Source organism: Veillonellales bacterium, from assembly GCA_039680175.1.
GTDB lineage: Bacteria > Bacillota > Negativicutes > JAAYSF01 > JAAYSF01 > JBDKTO01.
Genome location: JBDKTO010000025.1, coordinates 20,186 through 46,802 on the forward strand (window position 1 = coordinate 20,186; position 26,617 = coordinate 46,802).

Genomic DNA, 26,617 nt, shown 5'->3' on the forward strand with positions numbered 1-26,617 from the left:
AAAAAGAAAGAAAATAAATAAATCCATGTTATAAAATGAAGCAAAAAACCGCAGCTTCCGGCTGCGGTTTTTTGCTTCATTCTGCACGACATATATTATAAATATTTGAAGTCGATAAAGGGATTTAAAAGAGACTGCAGAATTACTTCTCATGTTAATCAAGTATAGGCATTAGTGGTCAAGTCTATTGAATATTGCAGTCATTATAAGAACCGGAGGTAATTATGGAGACACTGGAAAAAATAAGTAAAGCTATCACTAATTTGTTCCCATTGTGGGTAATTGTTTTTTCAGCCTTTGCCTTTTTCAATCCCGAACCTCTCAAGCCGTGGGCTCAGTTTATTCCTTACGGACTGGGACTCATTATGCTGGGGATGGGACTCACGATGACACTTGCTGATTTTAAACTTGTGCTTATTCGTCCCAAAGATGTATGCTATGGTATCTTTCTCCGTTATCTGATTATGCCTTTTGTCGGTTTTGGCGTGGCAAAGCTGCTGGGATTGCCGCCTGCTTTGGCGGCCGGTTTGATTCTAGTCGGCTGCTGCCCCAGCGGGACCGCATCCAATGTCATGACGTTTTTAGCAAAAGGCGATACTGCGTTATCGGTTACTGTATCCAGCTTTAATACGGTGCTGGCTCCGATTCTCACACCTTATATTTTTCTTCTGCTGGCAGGTACTTTGATTCCGATTAAAGCGGAAGCTCTGTTGATTGATATTCTGAAAATTGTTCTTCTGCCAGTTGCTGTTGGCCTTGGCTTGCGTACATTCCTTTCCGCCTTCGTTGATAAAATTATGAAGCTTGTACCGGTGATTTCCGTAGTCTGTATCGTAGGCGTAATTGCTATTGTTATCGCTTTAAGTGCCTCCAAACTGGCTACTGTTGCGATAATTGCTTTTGCGGCAGTTGCGCTGCATAACGCCATTGGGTTAGGGCTGGGCTATGGTGCTTCCCGGGCAGCGGGAATGAGCAACCATAAGGCAAGAGCGATTTGTTTCGAAATCGGCATGGAAAATTCCGGGCTGGCGGTTGCTTTGGCTTTGGCACATCTGGATCCCATTGCCGCAGTACCCGGGGCAATCTTCAGTGTATGGCATAACTTAACCGGCTCAATGCTGGCCGGTTATTGGAGCAGTAAAAAAGATAAGGATTCCCTGATTGCCGAGGAATAAGAGTATAGTAAAATTTTATAAAAATGTTTTTAATGCCATAGAAATACTGTATATCTGGTACATTCAGAATGCAGTATTTTTGTTGTACCACAGGTAAGACCGCTATTGGGCTAAAACTAACGCGGCAGGAATCTTTCACTGCTGCCAGGTTACCGTCACGTGCCAAAAATATGATAAAATCCAGCAAAATAAGGGAAAATAGAGGCGGGAGAAGGTTTTAATATGAATGACATAGTATTATGTAGTTGTACAGTCAAGCCAACCATAGGATAGTATTATTTATTAGACGTTGAAAGCAGGGTACAAGTGTGAGCAATATATGGAAGCGGAAAGCAGTGGAAGGCGGCACGACTTTCTTAAAGGGAACACTGGTATTAACCGTTGCCGGGTTTATTGTAAAAATAATCGGTGCGTTAAACTGGATTTTTTTATCCCGGGTTTTAAGCGGTGAAGGAATTGGTTTATATCAGATGGCCTTTCCAATCTATTTATTGGCATTAAGCGTGTCTTCGGCAGGCATTCCGGTAGCCATTTCCATTATTACCGCCGAGAAGTTAGCCCTTAAGGACTATCAGGGGGCAAAGCGGGTTTTTGCCATATCGCTGGGCATTTTGATTACTACCGGTTTGTTCTTCAGTCTGCTTACTTATCTGGGGGCCGGCTGGCTGATTGAATACCATGTCATTCGCGATCCCCGGGCTTATTATGCAATCGTCGTTCTTGCTCCGGCTATCTTTTTTGTAACATTGCTTTCCAGCTTCCGTGGCTATCTCCAGGGGTGGCAGGAAATGACGCCTACTGCTATATCCCAGATTCTGGAACAGCTGGTTCGGGTCATTGCTATGCTGTTTTTTGCCAACTTACTGCTGCCCAGAGGGCTGGCGTATGCGGCAGCCGGGGCCAGCTTGGGCGCTGCTCCGGGGGCAATAGCCGGTTTGGCGGTGCTGCTGTATTATTATTGGCGGCTTAAGAAAAAAATGAACAGCCGATTGGACTTTAGCGGTGAAAATCAGGTCAAGGAACCGGCAATGGCTCTAATTAGCAGGATCGTAAAGCTGGCATTGCCGGTTTCGCTGACCAGTATTATGCTGCCGGTTGTGGCAAATCTGGATTTGTTTGTCGTACCCACCCGGCTGGAAGCTGCCGGTCATACGGTTGCCCAGGCAACCGAACAGTTTGGCTATTTAACGGGGATGGCGGTTCCGTTGGTGAATCTGGCTACCTTGTTAACCGCCTCGTTAGCGACGAGCTTGGTGCCGGCGATTTCCGAAGCGAAGGCTCTTGGCAACCGGCGGCAGGTTTATCAGCGGACAGCTTCCGCGATGCGGATTACGGCTCTGGTCAGTTTTCCGGGCAGTGTACTCATCTATTTACTGGCGACACCGATTTCATCGCTTATTTATAATGCGCCCAGTGCCGGCGGCCCAGTCAGCGTTTTGGCGGCAGGCATTTTTTTACTGGGGCTTCATCAGGTCACTACCGGTGTGCTGCAGGGACTGGGACATACGGCAATCCCGGTTGTCAATATGGGAATTTCCGCCGTGATCAAGGTGGCTTTAAACTGGTTTTTAACAGCCATTCCCGCGCTCGGTATTAAAGGGGCGGCTTGGGCGACAGTAGCTGACTTCGGCATTGCGGCAGCGTTGAATATGGTGTTTGTATATCGGGAGGTAGGCTACAGCATTGATCTGAAAGAAATAGGTAAGACCGCATTGGCGGCAGGGGGTATGGCGCTGGTGATTTCCTTCACCTATGATTTCATCTGGGCGGAATTTTCCAGCAATGCCGGGGCGGCATTGGCAGCAGCGGCAGCCGGCGGACTTGTCTATTTTGTCATATTAGTAGTCATTGGCGGGCTTAATGAACGGGATATTGAGCGCATGCCATTTATCGGCGAAAGATTGAACAACATGGTAAAAGGAGTAGGCTTATTTCGCTCCGGGAAGAAGTAAGTTTGTATTATGAAAATAAAATGCATTGGAAAAAGGGTGGACATATGCTGCATAGATTTTCCCGTACCGAATTATTGATTGGTGCGGAAGCGTTAAAAAAACTGGCCGACAGTAAAGTTGCGGTATTCGGCATCGGCGGTGTCGGAACGTTTGTGGTAGAAGGACTGGTGCGTTCCGGTGTAGGTAAGTTTGTTTTGGTGGATGATGATTGCATTTGTCTCACCAATATTAACCGGCAGATTCATGCTACGACAAAAACAGTGGGGAAACCGAAGGTAGAAGCTATGCGCGACAGGGTCCTCGAGATTAATCCGCAGGCAGAAGTAACTGCCTATCAGGAATTTTATTTGCCGGAGAATGGGGAGCGTCTCATTCATGATGATTACAGCTATATTGTCGATGCGATTGACACGGTAACCGGCAAGCTTGATTTAGTTATCAAAGCCAAGGAACGCAATATTCCTGTTATCAGCTGCATGGGAGCCGGCAATAAGCTGGATCCTACTCAGTTTGAGGTGACGGACATTTTCAGCACATCCGTTTGTCCGTTGGCAAAAGTTATGCGTCAGCAGCTGCGAAAACGCGGAGTAACTTCGCTCAAAGTGGTGTACTCCAAAGAAGAGCCGATACTCCCCGTGGAGACAGAGCAATCCAGTTGTGCTGCAGGCTGCATCTGCCCCCAGGGAACGACCCGCAAATGTACCGTTCGTCACCAAATTCCCGGCAGTGTTGCTTTTGTACCATCGGTAGCAGGGTTAATCATTGCCGGCGAAGTAGTAAAGGATATTATCTTTGAGCGGGTATAGAGTTTTTTGCCTTAGAGCAGTTGCCGGCTCAGCATAAAGCTGCGCATGGACACCGAAGCATTCTGTATGCCTTCGAAGATAAAGGATATCCGGTCTTCCGGCTGCTGCAGGGCGATGGTATATAATAGAGGGAGATAATGTTCGTTTGTCGGCACGGCTAAGTCCGCATGGTCGCAAAGTTTTTTATATTCAATCAGTGCTTTATGCCGGGCGTTCAGCAGACAATTTTTTACGGCAGAATCAAATTCTTTGGCCCAGGGGAATGGTTTGGCGTCAATATCCGCTGAATTTGCCAGGCGCAGGTTGTGAACGATATTGCCGCTGCCGATAATCAGTACTCCCTGCTGTCTCAGCCTGAGCAATTCGGCTCCCAGCTGATAGTGATATTCCGGTGACTTGGAGCAGTCCAGGCTCATTTCCAGGACAGGAATATCGGCAGCGGGATAGATATGCAGCAAAACTGCCCAGGCAGCATGATCCAGCCCCCAATGGTTGTCACAGGCTACAGAGGCGGACTGGACGATATCTTTAATCAATTGGGCGTATTTGGGACTTCCGGGGCAGGAATAAGTAAGTTGATAGAGCTTACGGGGAAAACCAAAAAAATCATATAATGTCTTAGGGTGCTGGTTGCAACCTACATGTGTACCGGTAGTCAGCCAGTGAGCTGAAATGACCAGAATGGCTTCCGGCTTGGGGATCTTGCCGGACAGCGCTTTTAAGCTTTCGGTAAAAGAATTTTGTGTAATGGCATTAAACGGTGATCCATGGCCGATGAATAAGGCAGGCATGGTTTGTTGCATAGCATTACCCCCTGTTTATGGTTGGTAGATATTTATTTCTTCAATTTTAATAGCGGAAATCCTCTTAAAAAATTGAATTTATAGAAAATTTGCTATTCTAACTTACTGCGGTGGAATGGTGGATTGAGCTGAAGCAGAGAATTTGACATATTTTACTTTAAAAAAAAGGGGAACTAATATATTATGGATGTATATCATTTCGTTACATGGCTGGAAAATTTTATTGAGTAATTGGATAGGGTGGCGATAGAAGGTGAGAAAAATCCGTTTTGGTATTATTGGCTGCGGATCCATAGCAGCCACTCATGTTCAAGCGATTCGAGCCATTCCCCAGGCAGAATTGATCGGAGCAGCAAGCCGGTCGGAGGAAAAAGCAAAGCAGTTTGCCGAAAAATGGGGCTTTGATTATTCCCCTGATGTTCAAGCTTTGCTGAGTAGAAAAGATATTGATGCGGTTACTATTTGTACACCCAGCGGGTTACACGGCGATATCGCAATAGCAGCAGCCCGGGCAGGCAAACATGTGGTCATGGAGAAGCCTTTGGAGATCACGCTGGAGAAGGCTGATGAGGTGATTCGAACTTGCCGGGAGTGCGGTGTGGAGTTGGGCGTGATTTTTCAGCGGCGTTATGCTTCCGGGATTATGCAGGCAAAGCAGCTTCTTGCTGATGGAATTATCGGCAAGCTTTGTTTTGGCGGCTGTTATGTAAAATGGTATCGCAGCCAGGAGTATTATGATAGTGGAGCTTGGCGGGGGACATGGAAAATGGACGGCGGCGGGGTATTAATGAATCAGGCCATTCATTATGTGGACATGCTGCAGTATCTGGCAGGGCAGGTTAAAAATCTGTCCGCCCGCTGCGGTACATACGCTCATAGCGGGATTGAAGTGGAAGACCAGGCAGTCGCCCATTTTCAGTTTGCCAACGGAGCATTAGGGGTATTGGAAGCTACTGCTAATGCCTATCCCGGGCTGGCAGCCCGTATTGATATTTACGGAACACAAGGCAGTCTGGTAATCGAAAATGACGAATTGCGGTTTGTGAAATGTCGGGATGGGAGGGTGATCACCGGGCCGCAACAAGTTGCGGAAGAACCGGTGGGAGGGCCTGTTGTTCCTTGTGATTTGCACCGACAGCAGTTGACAGAAATCGTGGCCGCCTTTTTGCAGTCCCGGGCACCCCAGGTGGATGGCAGGGAAGGAAGAAAGTCACTGGAACTGGTTTTGGCGATGTACGACTCTGCTTTTCACAAAAGACCGGTAGAATTGCCGCTGCAGGATAGTTTATTTATGAATAATTTGGTAAAAGCCGCTGCCGGAGAGCAGAAATTTCCCCAATAAGATAAAATAGTATAAACAGGCCGTTTTGGCGTGAATGCTGCCGTTAAAAATCAGGAGGATAACCAGAGTGAGAACACTGAAGGATATTATTAAAGCAAATGAAGCCTATGTCATTGATTTACGCCGGTACTTTCGCCAGAATCCGGAACTCGGCGGTCAGGAGGTAAAGACTCAGGCAAGAATTATATCCGAGCTGAGAGCAATGGGGCTAGAGCCGCGCGCTGCTGCCGGGACTGGGGTTATTGCCGAATTTCAGGGTACACGGCCGGGTAAGACAATAGCAATTCGGGCTGATATAGATGCGCTGCCGATTGCGGATGAGGCTGAGCAGCCCTATCGATCTATTTACACCGGGGTTTGTCATGCCTGCGGCCATGATGGGCACACGGCTATGCTGCTTGGGGTGGCCAAGGCGCTGACAGAATTGGGCCGGGATATGCCCGGAACAATTCGCTTTTTGTTTCAGCCCCGGGAAGAATGTTTCCCTGACGGTGCGGGGACTATGATTGACGAAGGGGCCTTGGCGGGAGTGGCGGCTATTATCGGGACTCATCTTTGGCAGCCATTGCCGGCGGGAAAGCTTGGCATTGCTTATGGGCGGTTAATGGCCAGTCCCAGCAAATTTACGATTACAGTGCAGGGTAAAGGCGGTCACGGGTCTATGCCGCAGCAAACAATTGATGCGTTAGCGGCAGGCGCTCAGATTGTCGTGGGACTCAGATCGATTGTGGGCAATCATGTTGATCCGCTGGAACCGGCTGTACTATCAGTAGGAATGTTTCAGGCAGGCAATGCTTTTAATATTATTTCGGCGGCAGCAAAGCTGGAGGGAACGGTTCGCGCCTTTTCTTCCCAAGTTCGCGATGTAATTTTTGAACGAATTGATGCTGTTTGCAAGGGGGTCTGTGAAACGGCTGGCGCCAGTTATCTGTTAGAGCCGTTTTACGGTGTTCCCGCGGTGGTGAATCAGCCGGAAGTTGCTGCTGTTATCGCCCAGACCGGGCGTGAGGTTTTAGGCGAAAGCGGGGTAAAAGAAGTAGCGCCGGTAATGATTGGCGAGGATTTTTCCTGTTATCTTGAAAAGGTTCCGGGAGCTTTTATGCTGCTGGGAGCGGGAAATGAGGACAAAGGTATTGTGTATCCTCACCACCATCCCCGTTTTGATATTGATGAAACCGTTTTGGCTGGCGGCGTTGAAATTATGGCGCGAACGGCGTTGAAGTTACTAAAATGAAAGAATCAATAGGTCGAATTATTTGGCGGGGAGGGGCGGTGTAAAAGATGGAAGAAGAAACCGCAATAGAACAAGCGGAGCAGCACCAAGTCAAATTGGAAATTTTGCTTGACGGTTTGAATGACAGTAACATCGCTAAGCTGAAATCCAGTGAAGCGCTGCAGGAAATTGTTCGGCAAGCCTGTTCGGTTATTGCCTGTGATCACTTATTTATCAGCCGTTATGATGCGTCAGAAGAAATATTTAAAGCGGCAGCCTGGCACAGTACCATTGTTCCGGGCGAAGTACCCCTGAGCCAGAAATTTATGGGAGATTGTTATACGGCGAAACAGTCGGTTAACATTGCCGACTTATCTACTCATAATTATCGGCTTCGTCCCGAAGTTGCCAGGCTGGGACTTCTGTCTCTCGTAGGGATTCCCTTAATGGATGAGACGGAAAAAGTTATTGGTGTTATGGAAGCATATGCTAAAGACGCCGATCATTTTTCTGAGCAGGACGAAAAAATTTTATCGCTGTTTGCTTATCAGGCGGCGATGGTTCTTGCTAAATGTCGGCTTGAGCAGGAGTGCCGGTATCTAACGGCTGAAAATGATTTTTTGCATGAGGTGCTAAAACTGGAACAAGCGTCAGTTAGCAGACTGCTTTATAAAATGTGGGAGTCGGTGACATCATTCCTAGCTGTAGATGGAATTGCCGCTTTTGAAACGAAGATACAGGCGGGTGCTTTGCTGCTGCAGGAGGTTTTGGTCAGGGGGTTTTCTGTCGGCGATATCGACAACTTACGAGCGGTTTTTACTGCCGAGCTTTTGCAACGGTTTGCCGATGATTATTATACGGAACGAAAACAAGTAATTGTAAAGCAGACAGTAGGGAAAAGTAATTCTGAACATAGAAAGCTGCTGTATATGGTTCCGATAATTTGGCAGAGGGCAGTTCGCGGAATCCTCATTTTTTATTGGCAGCCGCCCCATTCGGAACTTGACATGGCAGGGCTGGAACGCTTTTTTACAAGAGTGCTGAATCATGTTTCGACAGCGATTAACCGGAAAATGCTGTATACACACAATCTGCAAAAAATCGGACTTACGGATACTCTGACCGGAGTGGCTAACCGCCGGTTGTTTGACTTTGTGCTGGACAGAGAATTTCAGCAGGCTAAGCATTCTTCCCGCCCGCTAAGTTTATTAATGCTGGATATTGATTTGTTTAAACAAGTCAATGATCATTACGGCCATCCGGTCGGCGATCAAATTCTTCGCCAAATGGCGGTGCTGATGAAGCAGCGGTTTCGCCGCAATGATATTATAGCCCGCTATGGCGGAGAGGAATTTGCCGTGATTCTGCCGGATAGTGATCGCGAGAACGCAGTAGCTATTGCCGAACTGCTGCGGGAGCAGATAGCCGGCTGGCCGTTCTTAGCGGGGGACCAGCAAATTCATATCACTGTAAGTATAGGTGTGGCAACTTATAATGGCAGCGTTACAAGTGTGGAAACATTTGTGCAGGTCGCCGATCAGGGATTGTATCAGGCCAAACAATTAGGCCGCAATCTGACTATGTTTGCCAGTACTGGGTAAATGCTTTGCAATGAAACCTTTTCAATTAAAAATCAATAATCGGAGGAGTTCATTATGTTTCAACAGGCTGAACGTATGCAAGGTTTGTCATCAGCAGTTTTTTCTCAGGTCGCAGATTTACAGAAAAAGGCGGCCGCTGCCGGGCAGGATGTGATTCAATTGTCTATCGGCAGTCCGGATATGCATCCGGCGCCCCATATTATTGCTGCCTTGAAGAAAGCGGCAGACGGTCTTGACAATTACGGCTACACGTTATCAAAAGGGAAACCGGAATTGTTGACGGCAATTGCCGATTGGTACCGGGAGAAATTTGGCGTGGTACTGGATTCCGAAACGGAAGTTCATTCCTTAATCGGCTCACAGGAAGGATTGGCTCATATCGGGCTGTGTATGGTAAATCCCGGCGATGTGGTGTTGATTCCTGACCCCGGCTATCCTATATTCAGCGCCGGCCCTGTTATAGCCGGTGCACAGCTTTACCGGATGCCGCTTCTACCGGAAAATCATTATCTCCCCGACTTAGAGGCTATCGACGATAAGGTGCTGAGGCGGACGAAGCTGATGATCTTGAATTACCCCAATAATCCGTTGGCAGCTACCGCTACGCGGGAATTCTTTACCCAGGTAGTGGATCTGGCTCAGCGGTATGAATTTTTGGTTTGTCAGGATTTCGCCTATAGTGAATTGGTTTTTGATAATTACCGTCCTGACAGTTTCTTAAGTATTCCCGGTGCCAGGGAGATTGGCATTGAATTTAATTCTTTGTCCAAAACCTATAATATGTGCGGCTGCCGGGTAGGTTATGTTGTGGGCAATTCTCAGGCGGTGTCTCTGCTGGGACGGCTAAAATCAAATTTTGATTATGGCATCTTTGCTCCATTGCAAATGGCCGCCATCGCTGCGTTGAAAGGGCCGCAGGATTGTGTGCGACAAACAGCCGCCGCTTACCAGCGCCGCCGTGACATCATTGTTGACGGTTTTAATCGTATGGGCTGGAAGGTAGAGCGTCCTAAAGCTTCCATGTATATTTGGGCCAAAGTTCCGACAAAACAAAATTCCTTCGATTTCACCGTTGACCTATTGAATCATACCGGAGTGGCGGTTATTCCCGGCAATGCTTTTGGCGAATATGGCGAAGGCTTCGTCCGGATTGCTCTGGTGCAGCCGGAAGACAGATTGGCAGAAACGGTGAAGCGAATTGAGCGGTGGCTTTAAAAATATTTTAATAGTGATATAAATGCAGTAAATTGCATAAGCAGGCCGCTGATGAAAACGGTCTGCTCATTTGATATCAGAGGAATTGGAAAATTATCGTCTGGGATAACAAATATAAGTAGGCGAGCAGGCAATATAAGGTGAGCAATTAGTAGGGTAGCAGCCAGTGCGGGGATAACACCAGTGGCGGGGGTGACATAAATATGCACCTGTTGCCGCAATAAGCACTGCTCCCAGCGGCAGGCAGCGATCATTACGAGTGTTGAGATCGTCTCTATAATCAAAATCTTCTTCCCAGTCGTTTATTTCAGGGGCTTCCCACCGGCGGTAAGCTTCATCGGGATATGGCATTCCGTTATACCTCCTCTTCTATAATCAAAATATTTTTATTACATAATATGCTTATTGGAAAGACAAAGTGCAGAGAGAGCCGGTAAGTGAGTGAATAAAAAGTAATCATCGGGAATACGGGGACTTTTAACCACAAAGAGTGCAGAGAGGGGTACGGGATTTTGAACCGCGAAGGCGCGAAGAAAGAACGCGGAGAGAAATTATGTGGGAAAAGGCTGCAGGAGGTGATTTTGTGGATTCGGTGGACAGTATTGTTATCGGCGCAGGCGTGATTGGTTTGGCTGTTGCCGGTGAATTGGCCAAAAGATGGCCGGACAAAAGTATTTTGGTAGCAGAGCAAGAGGAGAAATTTGGTCAGGGGCTGTCAAGCCGTACCAGCGAAGTCATTCATTCGGGCGTATACTATGCTGCCGGCAGCTTAAAAGCCCGGCTGTGCGTGACAGGCAGCCGGCTGCTATATGATTTTTGCCAACAGTGGCAGGTTCCTTATCAACGTCTCGGTAAATTGATTATTGCCAGAGATAAGCAAGATTTGGCGGCGTTGGCCGGGCTGCAGCAGCAGGCTTATGCTAATGGGATTCGGGATGTTATCCGACTGGATTCTGCAGATATTCAGGCCCTTGAGCCTCATATTCATGCCGAGGCCGCACTGTTTTCACCGTCAAGCGGAATTATCGATTCGCACAAACTGATGGCTAGGTTGGAACAGAATGATCGGCAAGGTGGCGTAATGTTTGCTTATCATCAGCAAGTAAGCCGGATTGTTCCCATAGAGTCGGCTTATAATGTTTATTTTCACGGCCCGGATGGAGGAGAGGAGAGCATTCGCTGCCGCTGTTTGATCAATTCAGCCGGACTTTTGTCGGATAAGATTGCAGCTATGCAGGGCATCGACGTGGATCAGGCCGGATATCGGATTTATCGTTGTAAAGGGGAATATTTCGCTGTTCACAATGAAAAAGCCGGCTGGGTGTCGCATCTTGTTTTTCCGGTCGCCATCCGGGAGTTGAAAGGCAGTGGAATTCCGGTTATTAAGGCGATGGACGGGCGGCTGCGCCTGGGGCCGGATGCACATTATGCTCCGGCCGGATTCACCAATTATAATGTAAATCCGGCCAATGCCGCTCAGTTTTTATCCGTAGTAAAGCCCTACCTGCCTTTTTTGGCAGCGGCTGATCTTCAGGCTGATATGGCAGGCTTACGTCCCCGGCTGCTGGTTCCCTGCGGCAGTCCGCCCCGTGATTTCGTGATTTGCCATGAAACGGAACGAGGACTGGCGGGAATCGTTAATTTATTGGGAATTGAATCGCCGGGAATGACCTGCTGCTTTAGTATTGCCGCTATGGTTGCTGATTTAATTCAGCCGAAAATGAACAACTGTAATGGGTTCGGTAATTTTTGATGAAAAGAGGAGAAAAAACATGGAATTTAAGTTCGCCCACAATAACCTGAATGTGTTGAATCTCGAAAAAAGCCTGGCCTTTTATAACGAGGCGCTGCAATTGGTGGAAACACGGAGAATGGAAAAACCGGAATTTACGTTAGTTTTTCTGGGCGATGGGAAAACTCCCCATAAACTGGAATTAACCTGGCTCAAGGACCGGACGCAGCCCTATAATCTGGGAGATAATGAATTTCACTTGGCATTTACGGTAGATGATTTCGCTAAAGCGTATCAGTTCCATAAGCAAAAGAACTGGATCTGTTATGAGAACAAGGCGATGGGGATTTATTTCATAGCCGATCCGGATGGCTACTGGCTGGAAATTATACCGGAACATCGGTGAGCCGGCACCGTTTAATCATTGATAGTAAGAGAGCTTATCGCCGCATAGACATCTGCGGCGATAAGCTCTTTTGTTATGCTTCAAAAGAAAAATTCCTGGCCTTTGTGGGTAATTTCAACGGTACTGAAAGGAAGAGCTGCGGTTTTTTGCGCGAACGCTTTCGTAGCTCCCAAGTCTTTGCCGAAATGCATGGGGAAAAGAATTTTAGGCTGCATTTTTTCAGCGAAATATTCGGCGCCGCCGGAATAAAATTCTTCCAGCCGCCGGTCTACGGGGAAGAAGGCGATATCAATGGAGTGGCCGGACAGTTTCTCCATTTCGGCTTTGAATATTGCTTCGGCATACGATTGTTCTTCTTTGCTTTCCCCTTTCCAGTGCCACCAGTTCAGATCACCGGCATGAAAAATGGATAATCCGTCCGCTTGTACCAGAAAGGATATTCCTTGATCGGTGGAACCGAAAGTTTTGATGGAAAGAGAGTCGACTTTCAGTTCTTCATACGCAGACAGGGAGTGGCAGGCTGGCTGGCCGGGGGGGATAGAAATGTCGCTGCTGAGTATGTAGCTTATGGAAGAATTGCTTTTTCCCCAGCGCCAAATCACCGGATCAAAGTGGTCGGCATGACAGTGAGAAACAAAAACACAAATATGGGATTTGTTTCGAAGCATATCGGTGGTTATGATTCCGTTGCGGATTGAAGGATTTTTACCGGTAACGGGCTGATAGTAATCAAATATGAGAAAATGCTGTTTTGTTTCAACGGCATAACCGCTATGAAATAAATAGGTAATTTTTGCTTTGCTGTTTTCCATGAAAGTCACCTCTCTGTATTTGTTTGCTAGGTAGGAGAATCAGGACAATACCCAATGGCAGCAGTAGAGAATTGTCAGCAGCAGGGGCTGATGGATCAGGTAGATCAACAGTGAATACCGGCCAGGAACAGTAATAATGGCTGGATGTAAGAAAAATGGCAGCAGGCTGCTTCGATTCGCATAGAATCTCCTGCCGGTAACAACGCCGAGCAAAAATACCCCATACCAGGGCAGCAGCGGATAATAGTCCATTGCTTGAAATCCAGGCGGAGTCAAGCCCAAGGGCAGTAGGCAGCCGGTTGAAATACCAATAGCGGAAATTTTATTTCCCGCGAACAGCACAATCAGGCTTGATACCAATAAATTCGCTGAAGATAAACCGTTCAGAAGCTTATAGGACAGGATGCTGCTGCCGATCAGATGCAGAATGCCAAAGCGGATAAAAGTATAGGGGTTATAATAATAAGTGATTATGGTCAGCACCATACCCCAGGAAAAAATTTTTAGCCCATGGGAAAGCGTTCTTTTGCTAAGTACACAACTTATACCGGCAAGAAATATAAACAGGATTGCCGACAGCTTTCCTTCAAAGTACCAAAAACCGGATAAATATTCAAGGGGAAAGCCATAAAAGTCTTTTAAGTCAACAATCAGATGGAATAGAATCATTAAAAGAATGGCCAGTCCTCTGGCAAAATCAATTTCCCAGATTCGGTGATGTGGTTTCATGAGTGTGCGATCCTCTCCCTGCTTTTGCTGCGCATCAAGCCGCCTCTGATTTTAAAGATATTACTTTAACAGAATACCGCCAAATTCAATGCTGCCGCAAGAGAGATAATAAAAATAAGGCTGTTTTACACTGTAAATGATCAATTCGCAGGGAAAAGAATTTACTGTGTTGAAATTACAAAAGAGTGTAATGGCTGAAGACAATGAAAGCGAACGAGAGGCGGCTGCGAATTGAAGCTAAAATTAAAAATGCAGACAAAAATTATCTGCCTGGTTTGCGGCGTGGTTGCTGTGGTATTAATCGTAACCAGTTTGCTCATTTCACGCAGTATTGATACCGAGGTAAAGGACAGCATTGGTCGTCAGGCCATGAGTGTTGCCCGGATGATGGCCCGGTCGCCTGTGGTCATCGAAGGACTGCTCGGCGAGCGCACCGGCAGCGAGATACAGCAATATGCCAATGAAAATAAGACGCTGACCAATGTTAAGTTCATTGTGGTCTTAGATATGGACGGCGTGCGAAAATCCCATCCCACGCCCAGTATGGTGGGTCGCCATCTGGTGGGCGGCGATGAAATGGAAGCAATGGCAGGCAGGGAATACTTGTCAGAGGCAACGGGGACATTGGGTTATTCACTGCGGGCTTTTACCCCGGTCTATGGGCCTGACGGCCATCAGATCGGAGTGGTTTTGGTGGGAATTCTTATGGATTATGTAAAAGATGCGGTGAAACAGGCTCAGATGATTTTGTTAGTTGCGATGCTAGTTGGAATGTTAATCGGAATTTTTGGCGCATTGCTGCTGGCAAGAGATATTAAGAAAACTTTATTTGGACTGGAGCCGGAGGTCATAGCCAAGCAGCTGGAAGAACGCAGTGCGATGCTGCAGTCGGTACGGGAAGCGATCATCGCTGTTGACCGTAACGGCATCATTACTTTGCTGAATGAAGAAGGGAAGCGGATGCTTCGGTTAAGCGGCGTGAGTGCCGATCCTTTGGGCCGGCCGGTGAATGAGTTTGTGCCGAATACACGCTTGCTGGAAGTAATTGCTGCCGGAAAGATGGAATTTGACTGTGAGCAGGATTTTTTCGGAGTTTCAGTATTGGCTAACCGGATGCCACTATTGGTAAATGGCACAGTTGTCGGTGCGATTACGACTTTTCGGGACAAAACGGAATTGAAGCGGCTGGCCGAGGAACTTACCGGGGTTCAGGATTACGTAGATGCATTGCGTTCCCAGGCCCATGAATTTATGAATCAGCTTCACGTAATTTTAGGGATGGTTCAATTAGAAAATTATGATTTGCTGGCTTCCTATATTCACCGGATTTCTTCTGAATATCAGGCGGAAGTGACCGATGTGGGACGCCGGATTCGCAATCCGGTGCTGGCCGGATTCATTTTAAGCAAGCTGAGCTTGGCCAGAGAGAAACATATCCGGATGGAACTGTCTCCGGACAGTTTTTTGCCTGCCACTCAGCAGGAAGAAGTCACTCATGAATTGGTAACCATTATTGGAAATTTAGTGGAAAATGCTCTTGATGCAGTGGCAAATATGCCGCTAAAGGAAGTCTGTTTGTCCATTGACTATGAAGCCGGCTGGCTGTCCATTAAAGTAAAGGATACCGGCTCCGGTATTGCTCCGGCAATAGCTGGAAAGATGTTTGAGATGGGAGTTTCGGATAAAGCGGACGGGCGTGGATTTGGTTTGCATTTAGTCAAATTAAGCTTAGAACGGTTGAACGGCCGGATTGAATATAAACGACTGGAGAAAGAAACAGTATTTCAGGTTTCTGTGCCTTATGAAAGTGCGGGTGAAGCGGGATGATCAGTGTCCTTATTGTGGAAGACGATCCGATGGTGGCCGAATTGAATCGCCGGTATCTTGAGAAAGTGGAAGGCTTTTCTTTGGCGGAGATGGTCAGCAATGGCGAGGAGGCATTGGCCTATTTGCAGGATAACCAGGTGGATTTGGTTTTGCTGGATGTATTCATGTCAGGGATGAATGGACTTGACCTGCTGGCGGCGATTCGCCGCCAGCAGTATGGGGTCGATGTTATTTTGGTAACTGCGGCCAGAGACAAGCAATCGGTGCAGGCGGCTTTGCGTCAGGGAGCTGTCGATTATCTGATTAAGCCCTTTGAATTTGAACGGTTTCAAGCGGCCTTGCTGGCCTTTAAACAACGGACTGATTTTATAAAAAATCAGGAGAATCTTTGCCAGACAGGGCTGGATGAACAAGTTTTCAATCAGAGCCGAATCGAAAAAAGCGAATTGCCTAAAGGGCTTGACAGGCATACGCTACAAAAAGTCTGGCGTCATATTACGGCCGCGCAGGGAGAGTTTACGGCGGAAATGATGGCCGGCCTTGTGGGAATTTCCCAAGTATCAATACGTAAATATTTAAAATATCTGGAAGCTGTGGATTTATTGAATGTTACCATTAATTATGGGGCGGTTGGCAGGCCAATATCCAAATATCGCTGCACGAAACAGACAGTTCAGCCTGGGTTTATGGAATAAGAACGGTCTGCTAGTCGGATCATATATGTGAAGGTATATTAAAAGCCCGCGCCGCGGGCTTTTATACTTTTTTTAATTAAAAAATATTGAATCAATTTATTTATTCTTTTTTGTATATTCAGTTAACTTTATAATAAATAAAGTGTGGTAGATACCAATAAATTCATATTTAAGAGAGGGGAATATAAGGTATTATGATTATTGCTTTACAAATCATGGTGGTGTTGGGATGCCTGCTTCTCGGTACCCGGTATGGCGGTATGGGGCTTGGATTAATCAGCGGTATCGGTCTCTTTATTCTGACGTTTATTTTTGGCGTACAGCCCGGTCAGCCGCCAATTGATGTTATGCTGACCATTCTGGCGGTAATCAGTTGTGCTTCGGTGCTGCAAACCGCCGGCGGACTGAATGTTATGATGCGCTTCGCGGAGCGGCTGCTGCGCCGTCATCCTGACTACATTACGATTTTGGCTCCCATAACCACTTGGGGGCTGACTTTTCTGTGCGGCACCGGTCATGTGGTTTATACTATGTTTCCGATTATTTACGATATTGCGATTAAGAAAAATATTCGTCCGGAACGTCCTATGGCGGTTGCTTCCGTGGCATCGCAAATGGGGATTGGCGCATCGCCCGTATCGGTTTCGGTGGTGTCGATGGTCTCCATCCTGGGGCAGGCTCATGGCATAGGTCATGCCATCGGTATTTTGCAGCTGCTGTCGATTTCAATTCCGGCGACATTTGCCGGAGTGGTAGTAGCCGCTCTGTGGAGTATGCGCCGGGGCAAGGATCTGGATAAAGATGAAGAATTTCAGGCAAAGCTTAAAGATCCGGCGCAAAAAGAGTATATTTATGGCGGTTCAGAATCTCTAATGGAAAAGGTATTTCCGAAGGAATCGTACTGGGCAACATGGATTTTCTTTGCCGCAATTCTGGGAGTAGTACTGTTCGGCGCCTTTCCCCATTTGCTTCCTTCCTTTGGAGCTCCGGGCAAGATGAAGCCTTTGTCGATGAATCTTGTGATTCAGATGCTGATGCTCATTGCCGGTGCGGTTATTTTAATGACTTGCAAGGTTAATACACGGGAAATTTCGAATGGCCCTGTATTTAAGGCCGGTATGGTGGCGATTGTTTCAGTGTTTGGCGTGGCCTGGATGGCAGATTCCTTTTTCCATGCCCATTTCGCCTTATTAAAGGAATCCTTGGCGGGAGTAGTTATCAGCCAGCCATGGACGTATGCCATTGTGCTATTCTTGGTTTCCAAACTGGTCAACAGTCAGGCTGCTGCCGTTGCTGCCATTGCACCGATGGGGATTAGTCTGGGCATGGACCCGAAGATGATGGTGGCTTTTTTCCCGGCGGCTTACGGTTATTTTGTTCTGCCGACGTATCCCAGTGATCTGGCCTGTATCGGTTTTGACCGCTCCGGTACAACTATCATCGGTAAATTCATCATCAATCACAGCTTTATCATACCCGGCTTTATTGGCGTAATTACAGGCTGTTTTACCGGGTTTCTGCTAGTCAGAATTTTTTGGTAATAGGATTAATCGAAGAAGACGTAATGGTAGCAAAACAAGGACAGGTGAACGGCACCTGTCCTTGTTTTGCGAAAACGGTTATTATTGTACAGTTGCCCAGAGATCTACTGCTCTGTCTGTTTCGTTTGTATTGGGAATGATGCTCAGCTTGCCTTTGCCAGGCTTTATTGCTACAAATATTGCGGTACCGGCCGCTGCTGTGCCGCCCTGCTGCTGCATAATATCGCCCCAAAAATTTTCTCCGGCTGAGGTAAAACGGGTATTGCCGCTAAACCCGGACGCAGGCTGAATCACTAATTTTTGTCCGGTTTTGATAACAATATTATTGGCGGAAAGTTCAACAGGTCCGCTGTCACTGTAGTTGTACGTGACAATATAGTCTTGAGTCCCGCTGGGTGTATCCTTGGTTGGAGTGCCTGAATAGGGAGCTTGGGGATCGATGGGATTTATGTTGGCACATCCACTCAGGGAAAAACTGCTGCTTAGCAGCAGGATGACAGTAAGAATTCGGATCAGTTGATTGTTCATGCTTTTGCCTCCTCATACTGATAGTATGAGGAACTTGGCAATTATTCATACCTCATTGTTCGCTTTGCTAACAGCCTGATGTTGTAACAAGACGCTGCTGGCAGAACATAAAAGATCGGTTTATCATATTTGAAGAAATCGTACAGAAAGTACCGGTTCAGGCTGGTGCTTTTTTGCATATATGGATAAATGCAAAAAATGAATCCGTTGAACAACGGATCATTACTTGATATACTTGTAATTGCTATAAGTAATAATTAGGGAGAAATTGTGGACAATACAAAATTTTTAGAGGAAGAAAAAATATCAGCTTTATTATGGAAGTTTTCTGTGCCGGCTGTTGCCGGTATGGTCGTAAGCGCATTGTACAATGTTGTTGATAGTATTTTTGTCGGCCGGGGCGTTGGCGAGGTAGCGTTAACTGCGGTTACAATTGCTTTCCCCATTATGACCATACTCATGGCGGTGGGAATGCTTGTTGGCATAGGGGCAGCGACCTTGGTTTCTATTTGTTTGGGAGAGAAAAGGCAGGAACGGGCTGAAATGATTCTGGGCAACGCACTGACCATGATGCTTGTTTTTGTGCTGACGACTACGGGAGTAACTCTTTGGTATTTAGATCCTTTGCTGATTCATGTTTTAGGGGTCACACCGGAGGTTTTACCCTACGCTCGGGATTTTACCGCAATTATACTAGGCGGCAGTGTATTTTTGCATGTGGGTTTTGGTTTAAATAATGTGATCCGGGCTCAGGGAGATCCCAAAACTGCTTTGGCGACTCAGTTGATAGCGGCAGTCATTAATGTCGTCCTTAATTATGTGTTGATTTTTGTCTTTGACTTAGGCATAAAGGGTGCAGCAATTGCCACGATTTCCGCCCAGGCAGTGGCTGCGATATGGGTGGTAGCCTATTTTACCAAAGGACCGGGATTGTTGCATTTTAGAAAGAAAAATCTGGCTATCCATTTGGATGTTGTAAAAGAAATCTTCGAAATTGGCGTGGCCCCTTTTTTAATGCAGGTAGGTGCAAGTGCAGTAATGGTTGTGCTGAATCTCCGGATCATGGAGTTTGGCGGGACGACAGCTGTAGCGGCATTTGGTATCATCAATCGGGTTTTAATGCTGGTTATGATGCCGGTATCCGGTATTAGCCAGGGAGCACAGCCGATTATCGGTTATAATTATGGAGCCAGGCAATACAAACGCGTTATAGCGGCATTAAATAAGGCCTTGTCAGTATCTACCATTATCTGCTTGGTCGGTTTTTTAGGGGTAGAGCTATTTGCTGAACAAATTATTCAAGTGTTCAATGACGGCCCGCAGCTCATCGCAATGGGGACTCCCGGCTTGAGAATATTTCTGGTGATGCTGCCGATTATCGGATTTCAAATTATTGGCGCTAATTATTTTCAAGCGATTGGCAAAGCCTATTATTCTATTATTTTCAACCTATTGCGGCAAGTGATTGTTCTGATACCGCTGGTGTTTATTCTATCTCATTATTTTGGCTTAATGGGGATTTGGGCAGCCGGACCCGTATCGGATTTTGTGTCGGCGCTTCTTACCGGTGTATGTTTATTTTGGGATATAAGAAGATTGGGGTAATTTTAGATGAAAATAATTGATGCTCACATCCACTTTTGCCAGGAGCCTTACTTTGACCGGATTGCGGAATTGGCGGGTCATAAAAATACCAGTGCGCATTTGAAAGGGCAATATGCGGCGCATAAAATTGTTCACGGTGTGGTCATGGGTAACCGGAGTCTGCAGTTAAGCGAACACGATTATCCTGACTATCTTAGTTATTGTATCGGGCTGGACAGCACCTGCTTCAATGCGGCAGAGGTAGTGCAACAAGCGTATTTGGTCGAGAAACATTTGCAAAGGGAAAATTGTGTGGGCATTAAACTATATCCGGGCTACAATCGTGTTTATATTTATGATTCGATCTTTGACCCCGTTTATCAACTGGCAATGCAGTATAAAAAACCAGTAGCCGTTCATACCGGCTTAACAGCCACTAGCGATGCCTTGTTGAAATACAGTCATCCGATGATTTTGGATGAGGCCGAAGTACGTTATCCTCATGTTCAATTTGTTATGTGTCATATTGGCAATCCATGGCTTGTAGATGCTGTCGCAGTCATTGAGAAAAATGAAAATGTGGCTGCCGACCTTTCGGGAATTTTGGAAGGCCGGATTGACAGCATGCCTAATTTTTTTAAAAGAAAGCAGGGGTATATTCAATTTATAAAATTATGGCTGGAATATCTGGACAAGTATGATCGCCTGCTCTATGGGACGGACTGGCCCTTGGCTAATCTGTCCAATTATATTGAGTTTGTCGAACAGATTATCCCATCACGGTATTATGAAAAAGTGTTTTTTGACAATGCCAACAGGATTTATGCTCTGGGGCTTTGAGACAAGATGACGGCTTTTCCTGCCCTGATAATTAGTCATGGTTAGTTTTAATTAGATTATATAATAAATATATTATCCACAAAGGAGTGATAAATTTGATAAGGATAGGTATTCTCATATTTCCTCAAGTCGAAGAGCTGGATTTTGTCGGACCGTTTGAGGTTTTAAGTTACGTGAATAAATTACAGCCAGAAAGTATAAATATGCAGATTATAGCGGAAACGTTAGAGCCGGTATGCGCTTTTAATGGGATGAAAATAATCCCCGATATAACTCTCCAAGATTGCCCGCCGTTAGATATTATAATAGCCCCTGGTGGTAAAGGCCGCTTATCCGCTATGAAAAAACCTGCCATAAAAGAATTTATTTTACATCAAGCAAAAACTGCCCGGTTTATTGCGTCAGTCTGTACAGGAGCATTTTTACTGGCGGAGGCAGGGATTCTTACTGGGAAAAAAGCAACTACATATCATACCGCATTCCAAGAGCTAGAGTCATATTCTGTTCAAGTTATCCGCTCCAAAGTGGTTCGGGACGGCAAAATCATTACTTCCGGCGGGGTAAGCTCCGGACTTGAGCTAGGCTTTTATTTACTGAAAGAGCTATTTAGTGAAAGTATCTCACAAGAGGTAGCAAAGAAGATAGAATACGAAATTGATGTCAAAGCTCTCTAAAATAACCAGAGACCGCAGAATATCAGTGGCTTCGAACCGCCCCCGCGAGTTTGGAACAGCGGGAAAGGGTAAATATATAGACTACCATCGCAATAAGAGATAAAACGGCACAGAATAGATAGGAAAACGTATAACTCACATTTTCAATCATTACGCCCATAGCTACGGAACCGAGTGCCATGCCAAGATCAAGCGAGCCATTGTAGGCGGATGTTGCGCTGCCCCGCCTTTCTTTGCTGCACCGGGTAATGCAGAAAACGCTTATCTGGGGATTAAATATGCCTTGCGCCAAACCAAGTGGAAAGGCGACTATAAAGAGCGACCAGAGCTGATGGCAGAAAGGAATCGCCACGTATGTAATGGCGGCAAGCAGAAAGGCAGGAAGCATGATTATGTCGGGGCCGTATTTGTCTGCAATACGCCCGGCAAACAGGCGGGCGACCAACATGGCCCCGGCATACACGATAAAAAAAGCGCCCATATTGTCCCAACCCTGTGTTTTACCATAAAGAGGAAGAAACATTTGCACAGAGCTGAGGGCAAAAAGCATCAAGCAGCCGATGATTGCGGGCCAGACCACCCCTTTCTCAAAGCCAAGAAAGGTCCTGGGCAGCTTTTTTGCCGATAAACTTTTGCTGGGGGTATCATGTAAAATCTGTTTCTTTACGCCTGATGCGCCTACCTCTCTGTGGTGCAAAAATAGCATTAAAACAAAGGCGACGGTACAGACGCTAACGGTAACATAGAATAGCCTGTGAAATTCGTTCATAGCGTTGCTGGGGATAATAGACAGAGCGATACCCGGACCGATGGCCATGGCTAATACAACCCCGAGCGTATTGTAGCCCATGGCTTCTGAGAGCCGCTTGGGCGGCGAGATATTTGCGGCAGCTGTGGCACTGGCCGTGGTAAAAATACTGAAGCCCGTGCCGTGCAGTAAGCGACATACAATAAGGGCGGGGATAGTCAGCGCAAAATTATGGCAGAAGCAGGCGACGGCGCAGAGTACCGTGCTTACGATTAGCAGCGGACGACTGCCGTAGCGATCCACTAGAACGCCGTCAAGCGGCCGCATACCCAGCGATATTGCGAAAAAAGCGCCGGTTGCCAGCCCTGCGTAGCTCACAGAACCGGTAATTTTATTGGCGTAGATTGCGATAGTGGCGGAAAAAAAGTAATTTGCTATGGCGATGCAGAGAGTGCCAAGAGCGATCAGGGTAAAATCTTTAGTCCATAAAGGTTGCCGGGAGTTCACCGGGTTTTTATCACAATTCAAGAAATCTCATCTCCATATCAAAAAAAAACGGCCCCACCCGATCCGCGAGGCATACAACTAAAAGGCTGCGGCTTTGCCTGGCATGCCGGTAAAATTGCGGTTAAGGGGAAATCCTGTAAAATAACGGCATCTTTCTTTGAACCCCGTATTAGTACTTATTTCCATAGAATAGAGGGTTTTCCCTTCCGGGCTTGTTCATCTGTCCGGCGACACTATCAAAGTCGTTGTGCGCGCTATTATGTAGAAGCCATAGAGTAATTTCAATATAGCTATTAGTTTCGGATAAATTATATTTTTTGTAAAAGTCTCAATGTGAAAATTATTTTAGCGCAGGGAAAAAGATACTTAGTTGATAAATATCATATTTTTTTTCGAACTTCAGCCACGATTATCAGCTGGTCGCGGTCTTGGTAGGTATGTTATTGAAATATTTGGATAAAAGTGATAAAATAAAAATATGGGAAGTAATTTATGTTCTTTTTTAACAAAATTTTTGATCGAAATGGGGTTACATTATGAATATAAATGGAATAGAAGCACAATATCAAAATTATTCAGCGTCTGGCAACTCCAGCAAAAGGAGCAATAGTAGTGAAAACACGTTTGGTACGTTCCAAAAAGAGATTGTGAATTGGGAAAAACGTATCAAGGAAACTATTGATAAAGAGCGGGAAAACGACAGTAAAGGCAGTATTCTGATGTCAGAAAAGCAATGGCACAAACTAACGAAAAAAGTGGACAATGCGATTAATACCTTAAAAGAAAATAATAAGGAACAGGAACAAAAAAGGGAAAAACAGTTGGAAGAGAAAAATTTGCTCCGAAAAGATTCTGTTGATGTCAGTCTCTAAATGTATAAAACTAACATTTGATTTTTCATCCAAAATTAGTTTAAACGGTCACCAGTGGCATGTTATGAAAGTGGATTAAATAGGCGCAAAGCTAGGACCCTCACGGACCCAACGTTCATGAAGTTTATTTTTAATAGCTTGAAGGTGCTCTGGGTGACTATATAACAACCAAGACATTAGGTGGTTGTCTAATGTCTTGGTTGTTATATAGCGTGAACGACAAACCAATTTTCCTCGTCTGCGATTATCCCATAATAAATTTTATATAGCTACATTATTTGAGCCCCAATTAAGTTCTTTACCTACAAATCCGCATAAGCTTATTTTCGCATGCTTAGCTTGTTCGAAGAATTTCATATAAAACGTTAAAGTCAAATTGTAGTGAGGGAGAAGAACGTCTATGAAACAAAACATTTATGATAACGAAACGTTTTATCATTCGTATATGAATCTTCGGGAAACAATGACCGGTCTCAATGATGTTCTTGAGATTCCGGCTTTCAGGGCCTTGCTGTCGGAAATGACCGGTAAGGCGATATTGGACTTGGGCTGCGGTTATGGAGAGGCCTGCAAATGGTATGTCGGTCAGGGTGCTGGCAGTGTCGTTGGAATCGACATCTCGAGCCGCATGATTGAAAAAGCCAAGGCGACCTATAGCGACGAAAAGATTGACTATCAGTGTTGTCCCATCGAAGACGTCGAATTTTCAGACAACCGGTTCGATATGGTTCTCAGTTCCTTGGCGTTTCATTATGTAGCCGATTATGGAGCGTTGGTCAACAAAATTGGGCGTTGGCTCAAACCGGGAGGGTATCTTTTATTTTCCCAGGAGCATCCCATTGCGACCGCAAAAAAAGTTCCCGACGGTTGGGTAAAAGGGGATGACGGTCGGAAAATTCACTGGATTACCGACAACTATAGCGAAGAAGGACTGCGAGAGCAAACCTGGTTTATAAACGGCGTAATCAAGTATCACCGAACCATGGCCACGCTTGTCAATACGCTCATCGATGAAGGTTTCCGCATTGCCAAAGTGGTAGAGCCTACGGCGCTGCCTGCGGCGGAAAAAATGAACTGCGAACTGAAAAATGAACGGAGGAGACCACCATTCGTTATAATCAAGGCCCAAAAGGATTGACCACCCGAACAGACAAGGTGACGGTTCTCTTGTCTTGACAAATTAGTCATCAAATTATTCATCCACAGTTAAACTAAAAAAATAAGGGGTGATAAAATTTGCCAAGACGGCAGCGGGAAAAGAGCAATAGTGGATATTACCATATTATGATCCGGGGAAATGACCGAAACAACATTTTTTACGATGAGGAAGATAAACTTCGTTTTATTGAAACCCTTTATCAAAAAAAGCAGGATAACGCATTTTTTCTGCATGCATTTTGCCTGATGGATAATCATGTTCATATGATGATACAGGAAGGAACAGAGGATATAGCTAATGTTATGAAGCGGATTACGATTAGCTATGTCTTTTATTTTAATCATAAGTACAAAAGGGTTGGACACTTATTTCAAGACCGATTTAAAAGTGAGAAAATCGAAGATGACCAGTATGTCCTGGCATTGGTTAGATACATTCATCAAAATCCAGTAAAGGCAGGGATAGTGAAAACAGCTGGGGACTATAAGTGGAGCAGTTATATCGGATATATGCAAGACAGCCATTATTTTCATAAAGTTGTAGATACTTATATGGTACTTGGGCTTTTTTCCGCCGATAAAGTGGTTGCAAAACGACAGTTTGATGAATACATAAATCAGGAATGCACGGATAAATTTTTAGATATGAAAGAGGAAGTCTCGAAAATGGATGAAGAGGATGCAAGAATACTCTTTGCGGAAATGGTCAGAATGCAGGGTGAAGACAAAAGAAGGGAGAATGCGGCAATGATCGAAGACATGCTAAAAGAATTTAGCGGCAGGACCAAGTTATCCATTCGACAGATTGCAGCGATTACCGGTTTAAATAAGGATAAGGTAAACAAGATGTTACGCAGTTAGACAAGAGAACCGTCACCTTGTCTACTAGCTCAAATAGTTTATTCCTATTCTTGCCAGTAAGGAAGATGTTCAAACCTATTTACACAAGATTTTCTGCACCCTCTTATTGCCAGCTCCCGACGGGCTTTCTGGCACACGAGTTTTTGCCAATGGTAGTAGGTTTTACACTTCTTTTGCCTATAAAATATCTCTCTGCATCACCACTTTACTAAAAATGGCTCATTTGCTAGCTGTTCCTTTTTATTTCATCTAGATAACTGTAGACAGTTACTTTAGAAATATTTAGTTTTTCCGCTACTTTTTCTATATTTCCTTTAATAAAGAATAACCCTTTTTTATCCATAAAATGAATCAGTTCGATTTTATCTTTTCTTTTCATTTTTCCAATGTCGCTGTTGCTGATTATTTTATTAATTAACTCATCTGCTATTTCCGTAACATTTGCCAAAGGCTCGAAATCGTCCGAGATAGTCTCTTGTTCGACGGCCAAGAATTCATCCAATAAACACTTTGCATTTTTAAAGTTTTCTAAATCGTAATTTATACATAGAGCACCGATGACTCTGCCTTCGATATTGCGTATTAAAGCGGTAGAAGACTTCATTTCTTTGCCGTTTTCTGTTGTCGTCACGTAATTTGCGGTGAAATCGTCTTCAAATTTTTTAGATAAAAGAACATCCTTGATCAAATGTTCAAAAGTCTGGCCGACTTTTCTGCCGGTTACGTGGTTATTAACGGTGTAGACTACAGAATTTTGCGGAATAGACAGGTCGTGGACAACTACTTCGCAGTTCGTGCCGAATGTTTTGGCGATCATGTTTGCTATAGGAATCAAATGTTGTAACTCTTTTCGTATTTGCGTCAATGATATCACTCCTCTTGCATATAAAAAATATTTGATTATCCCACTTGAAATCTGTTGTAAAACTCATAAGATGCAGTTAAAAATCAGAAGAAAAGTTCACTCAAACATCCGATGAAATTGGGCATTCATCT

25 protein-coding genes are annotated in these 26,617 nt (G+C 45.4%); 18 read left to right on the top strand and 7 right to left on the bottom strand.

What is annotated here, in order from left to right:
• The first annotated feature begins 224 nt into the window (after positions 1–224).
• From ABFC84_03860 to ABFC84_03870, 3 genes are all read left to right on the top strand, one after another.
• The gene (locus tag ABFC84_03860) at positions 225–1,175 is read left to right on the top strand and encodes a bile acid:sodium symporter family protein (GenBank protein MEN6411888.1); all 951 of its coding nucleotides are present in this window, start codon (positions 225–227) and stop codon (positions 1,173–1,175) included.
• 308 nt (positions 1,176–1,483) lie between these two features.
• Positions 1,484–3,127 (top strand): polysaccharide biosynthesis protein, encoded by a 1,644-nt coding sequence (locus ABFC84_03865; GenBank protein ID MEN6411889.1) that lies wholly within the window; start codon positions 1,484–1,486, stop codon positions 3,125–3,127.
• A 44-nt stretch (positions 3,128–3,171) separates the two neighbouring features.
• The gene (locus tag ABFC84_03870; protein ID MEN6411890.1) at positions 3,172–3,933 is read left to right on the top strand and encodes a tRNA threonylcarbamoyladenosine dehydratase; all 762 of its coding nucleotides are present in this window, start codon (positions 3,172–3,174) and stop codon (positions 3,931–3,933) included.
• An 11-nt stretch (positions 3,934–3,944) separates the two neighbouring features.
• On the opposite strand, the gene ygiD is transcribed toward ABFC84_03870, so the two are convergent.
• Positions 3,945–4,736: a 4,5-DOPA dioxygenase extradiol gene (gene ygiD / locus ABFC84_03875; GenBank protein ID MEN6411891.1), complete on the bottom strand. Its 792-nt coding sequence runs from the start codon at positions 4,734–4,736 to the stop codon at positions 3,945–3,947.
• A 253-nt stretch (positions 4,737–4,989) separates the two neighbouring features.
• Here ygiD and ABFC84_03880 point away from each other — a divergent pair, with 253 nt between their 5' ends.
• From ABFC84_03880 to ABFC84_03895, 4 genes are all read left to right on the top strand, one after another.
• Positions 4,990–6,078, top strand: coding sequence for a Gfo/Idh/MocA family oxidoreductase (locus ABFC84_03880; GenBank protein ID MEN6411892.1), 1,089 nt, complete (start codon positions 4,990–4,992; stop codon positions 6,076–6,078).
• Positions 6,079–6,145: 67 nt separating this feature from the next.
• Positions 6,146–7,312: an amidohydrolase gene (locus ABFC84_03885; GenBank protein ID MEN6411893.1), complete on the top strand. Its 1,167-nt coding sequence runs from the start codon at positions 6,146–6,148 to the stop codon at positions 7,310–7,312.
• A 47-nt stretch (positions 7,313–7,359) separates the two neighbouring features.
• The gene (locus ABFC84_03890) at positions 7,360–8,892 is read left to right on the top strand and encodes a sensor domain-containing diguanylate cyclase (GenBank protein ID MEN6411894.1); all 1,533 of its coding nucleotides are present in this window, start codon (positions 7,360–7,362) and stop codon (positions 8,890–8,892) included.
• Positions 8,893–8,946: 54 nt separating this feature from the next.
• A complete protein-coding gene (locus ABFC84_03895) occupies positions 8,947–10,107 on the top strand; it encodes an aminotransferase class I/II-fold pyridoxal phosphate-dependent enzyme (GenBank protein ID MEN6411895.1) in 1,161 nt (386 codons plus the stop codon).
• On the opposite strand, the gene ABFC84_03900 is transcribed toward ABFC84_03895, so the two are convergent.
• Positions 10,104–10,391, bottom strand: a complete 288-nt coding sequence (locus tag ABFC84_03900) for a hypothetical protein (protein MEN6411896.1) — start codon at positions 10,389–10,391, stop codon at positions 10,104–10,106. The genes ABFC84_03895 and ABFC84_03900 overlap by 4 nt on opposite strands.
• Positions 10,392–10,690: 299 nt before the next feature.
• Between ABFC84_03900 and ABFC84_03905 the strand changes: the two genes are divergently transcribed.
• Both ABFC84_03905 and ABFC84_03910 read left to right on the top strand, forming a co-directional pair.
• A complete protein-coding gene (locus tag ABFC84_03905) occupies positions 10,691–11,860 on the top strand; it encodes an NAD(P)/FAD-dependent oxidoreductase (protein MEN6411897.1) in 1,170 nt (389 codons plus the stop codon).
• Between the two features lie 19 nt (positions 11,861–11,879).
• On the top strand, positions 11,880–12,245 hold the full coding sequence (locus ABFC84_03910) for a VOC family protein (GenBank protein ID MEN6411898.1): 366 nt from the start codon (positions 11,880–11,882) through the stop codon (positions 12,243–12,245).
• 80 nt (positions 12,246–12,325) lie between these two features.
• Here the strand turns inward: ABFC84_03910 and ABFC84_03915 are convergent, their stop codons facing one another.
• Complete coding sequence (locus tag ABFC84_03915; GenBank protein MEN6411899.1) at positions 12,326–13,057, bottom strand: MBL fold metallo-hydrolase; 732 nt, start codon at positions 13,055–13,057, stop codon at positions 12,326–12,328.
• A gap of 39 nt (positions 13,058–13,096) precedes the next feature.
• A complete protein-coding gene (locus ABFC84_03920) occupies positions 13,097–13,786 on the bottom strand; it encodes a heparan-alpha-glucosaminide N-acetyltransferase (protein MEN6411900.1) in 690 nt (229 codons plus the stop codon).
• Between the two features lie 231 nt (positions 13,787–14,017).
• On the opposite strand from ABFC84_03920, the gene dcuS reads away from it, so the two are divergent.
• From dcuS to ABFC84_03935, 3 genes are all read left to right on the top strand, one after another.
• A complete protein-coding gene (gene dcuS, locus ABFC84_03925; protein MEN6411901.1) occupies positions 14,018–15,613 on the top strand; it encodes a DcuS/MalK family sensor histidine kinase in 1,596 nt (531 codons plus the stop codon).
• A complete protein-coding gene (locus tag ABFC84_03930; GenBank protein MEN6411902.1) occupies positions 15,610–16,308 on the top strand; it encodes a response regulator in 699 nt (232 codons plus the stop codon). The genes dcuS and ABFC84_03930 overlap by 4 nt, the downstream gene beginning before the upstream one ends.
• A gap of 194 nt (positions 16,309–16,502) precedes the next feature.
• On the top strand, positions 16,503–17,849 hold the full coding sequence (locus ABFC84_03935) for an anaerobic C4-dicarboxylate transporter (GenBank protein MEN6411903.1): 1,347 nt from the start codon (positions 16,503–16,505) through the stop codon (positions 17,847–17,849).
• An 81-nt stretch (positions 17,850–17,930) separates the two neighbouring features.
• On the opposite strand, the gene ABFC84_03940 is transcribed toward ABFC84_03935, so the two are convergent.
• Positions 17,931–18,377: a hypothetical protein gene (locus ABFC84_03940; protein MEN6411904.1), complete on the bottom strand. Its 447-nt coding sequence runs from the start codon at positions 18,375–18,377 to the stop codon at positions 17,931–17,933.
• Positions 18,378–18,647: 270 nt separating this feature from the next.
• Here ABFC84_03940 and ABFC84_03945 point away from each other — a divergent pair, with 270 nt between their 5' ends.
• From ABFC84_03945 to ABFC84_03955, 3 genes are all read left to right on the top strand, one after another.
• Positions 18,648–19,982, top strand: a complete 1,335-nt coding sequence (locus tag ABFC84_03945; GenBank protein MEN6411905.1) for an MATE family efflux transporter — start codon at positions 18,648–18,650, stop codon at positions 19,980–19,982.
• A gap of 6 nt (positions 19,983–19,988) precedes the next feature.
• Positions 19,989–20,801: an amidohydrolase family protein gene (locus ABFC84_03950; GenBank protein MEN6411906.1), complete on the top strand. Its 813-nt coding sequence runs from the start codon at positions 19,989–19,991 to the stop codon at positions 20,799–20,801.
• Between the two features lie 95 nt (positions 20,802–20,896).
• Complete coding sequence (locus ABFC84_03955) at positions 20,897–21,475, top strand: DJ-1/PfpI family protein (protein ID MEN6411907.1); 579 nt, start codon at positions 20,897–20,899, stop codon at positions 21,473–21,475.
• Between the two features lie 22 nt (positions 21,476–21,497).
• On the opposite strand, the gene ABFC84_03960 is transcribed toward ABFC84_03955, so the two are convergent.
• Complete coding sequence (locus tag ABFC84_03960) at positions 21,498–22,751, bottom strand: MFS transporter (GenBank protein MEN6411908.1); 1,254 nt, start codon at positions 22,749–22,751, stop codon at positions 21,498–21,500.
• 515 nt (positions 22,752–23,266) lie between these two features.
• Here ABFC84_03960 and ABFC84_03965 point away from each other — a divergent pair.
• The 3 genes from ABFC84_03965 (at position 23,267) to ABFC84_03975 (ending at position 25,621) form a co-directional block, all read left to right on the top strand.
• The gene (locus tag ABFC84_03965) at positions 23,267–23,602 is read left to right on the top strand and encodes a hypothetical protein (protein ID MEN6411909.1); all 336 of its coding nucleotides are present in this window, start codon (positions 23,267–23,269) and stop codon (positions 23,600–23,602) included.
• Positions 23,603–24,002: 400 nt separating this feature from the next.
• Positions 24,003–24,740, top strand: a complete 738-nt coding sequence (locus tag ABFC84_03970) for a class I SAM-dependent methyltransferase (protein ID MEN6411910.1) — start codon at positions 24,003–24,005, stop codon at positions 24,738–24,740.
• A 98-nt stretch (positions 24,741–24,838) separates the two neighbouring features.
• Entirely contained in the window at positions 24,839–25,621 is a 783-nt protein-coding gene (locus ABFC84_03975) for a transposase (protein ID MEN6411911.1), read from the top strand.
• A gap of 226 nt (positions 25,622–25,847) precedes the next feature.
• Here ABFC84_03975 and ABFC84_03980 read toward each other — a convergent pair whose 3' ends face one another.
• Complete coding sequence (locus ABFC84_03980; GenBank protein ID MEN6411912.1) at positions 25,848–26,486, bottom strand: PAS domain-containing protein; 639 nt, start codon at positions 26,484–26,486, stop codon at positions 25,848–25,850.
• Between the last annotated feature and the right edge of the window lie 131 nt (positions 26,487–26,617).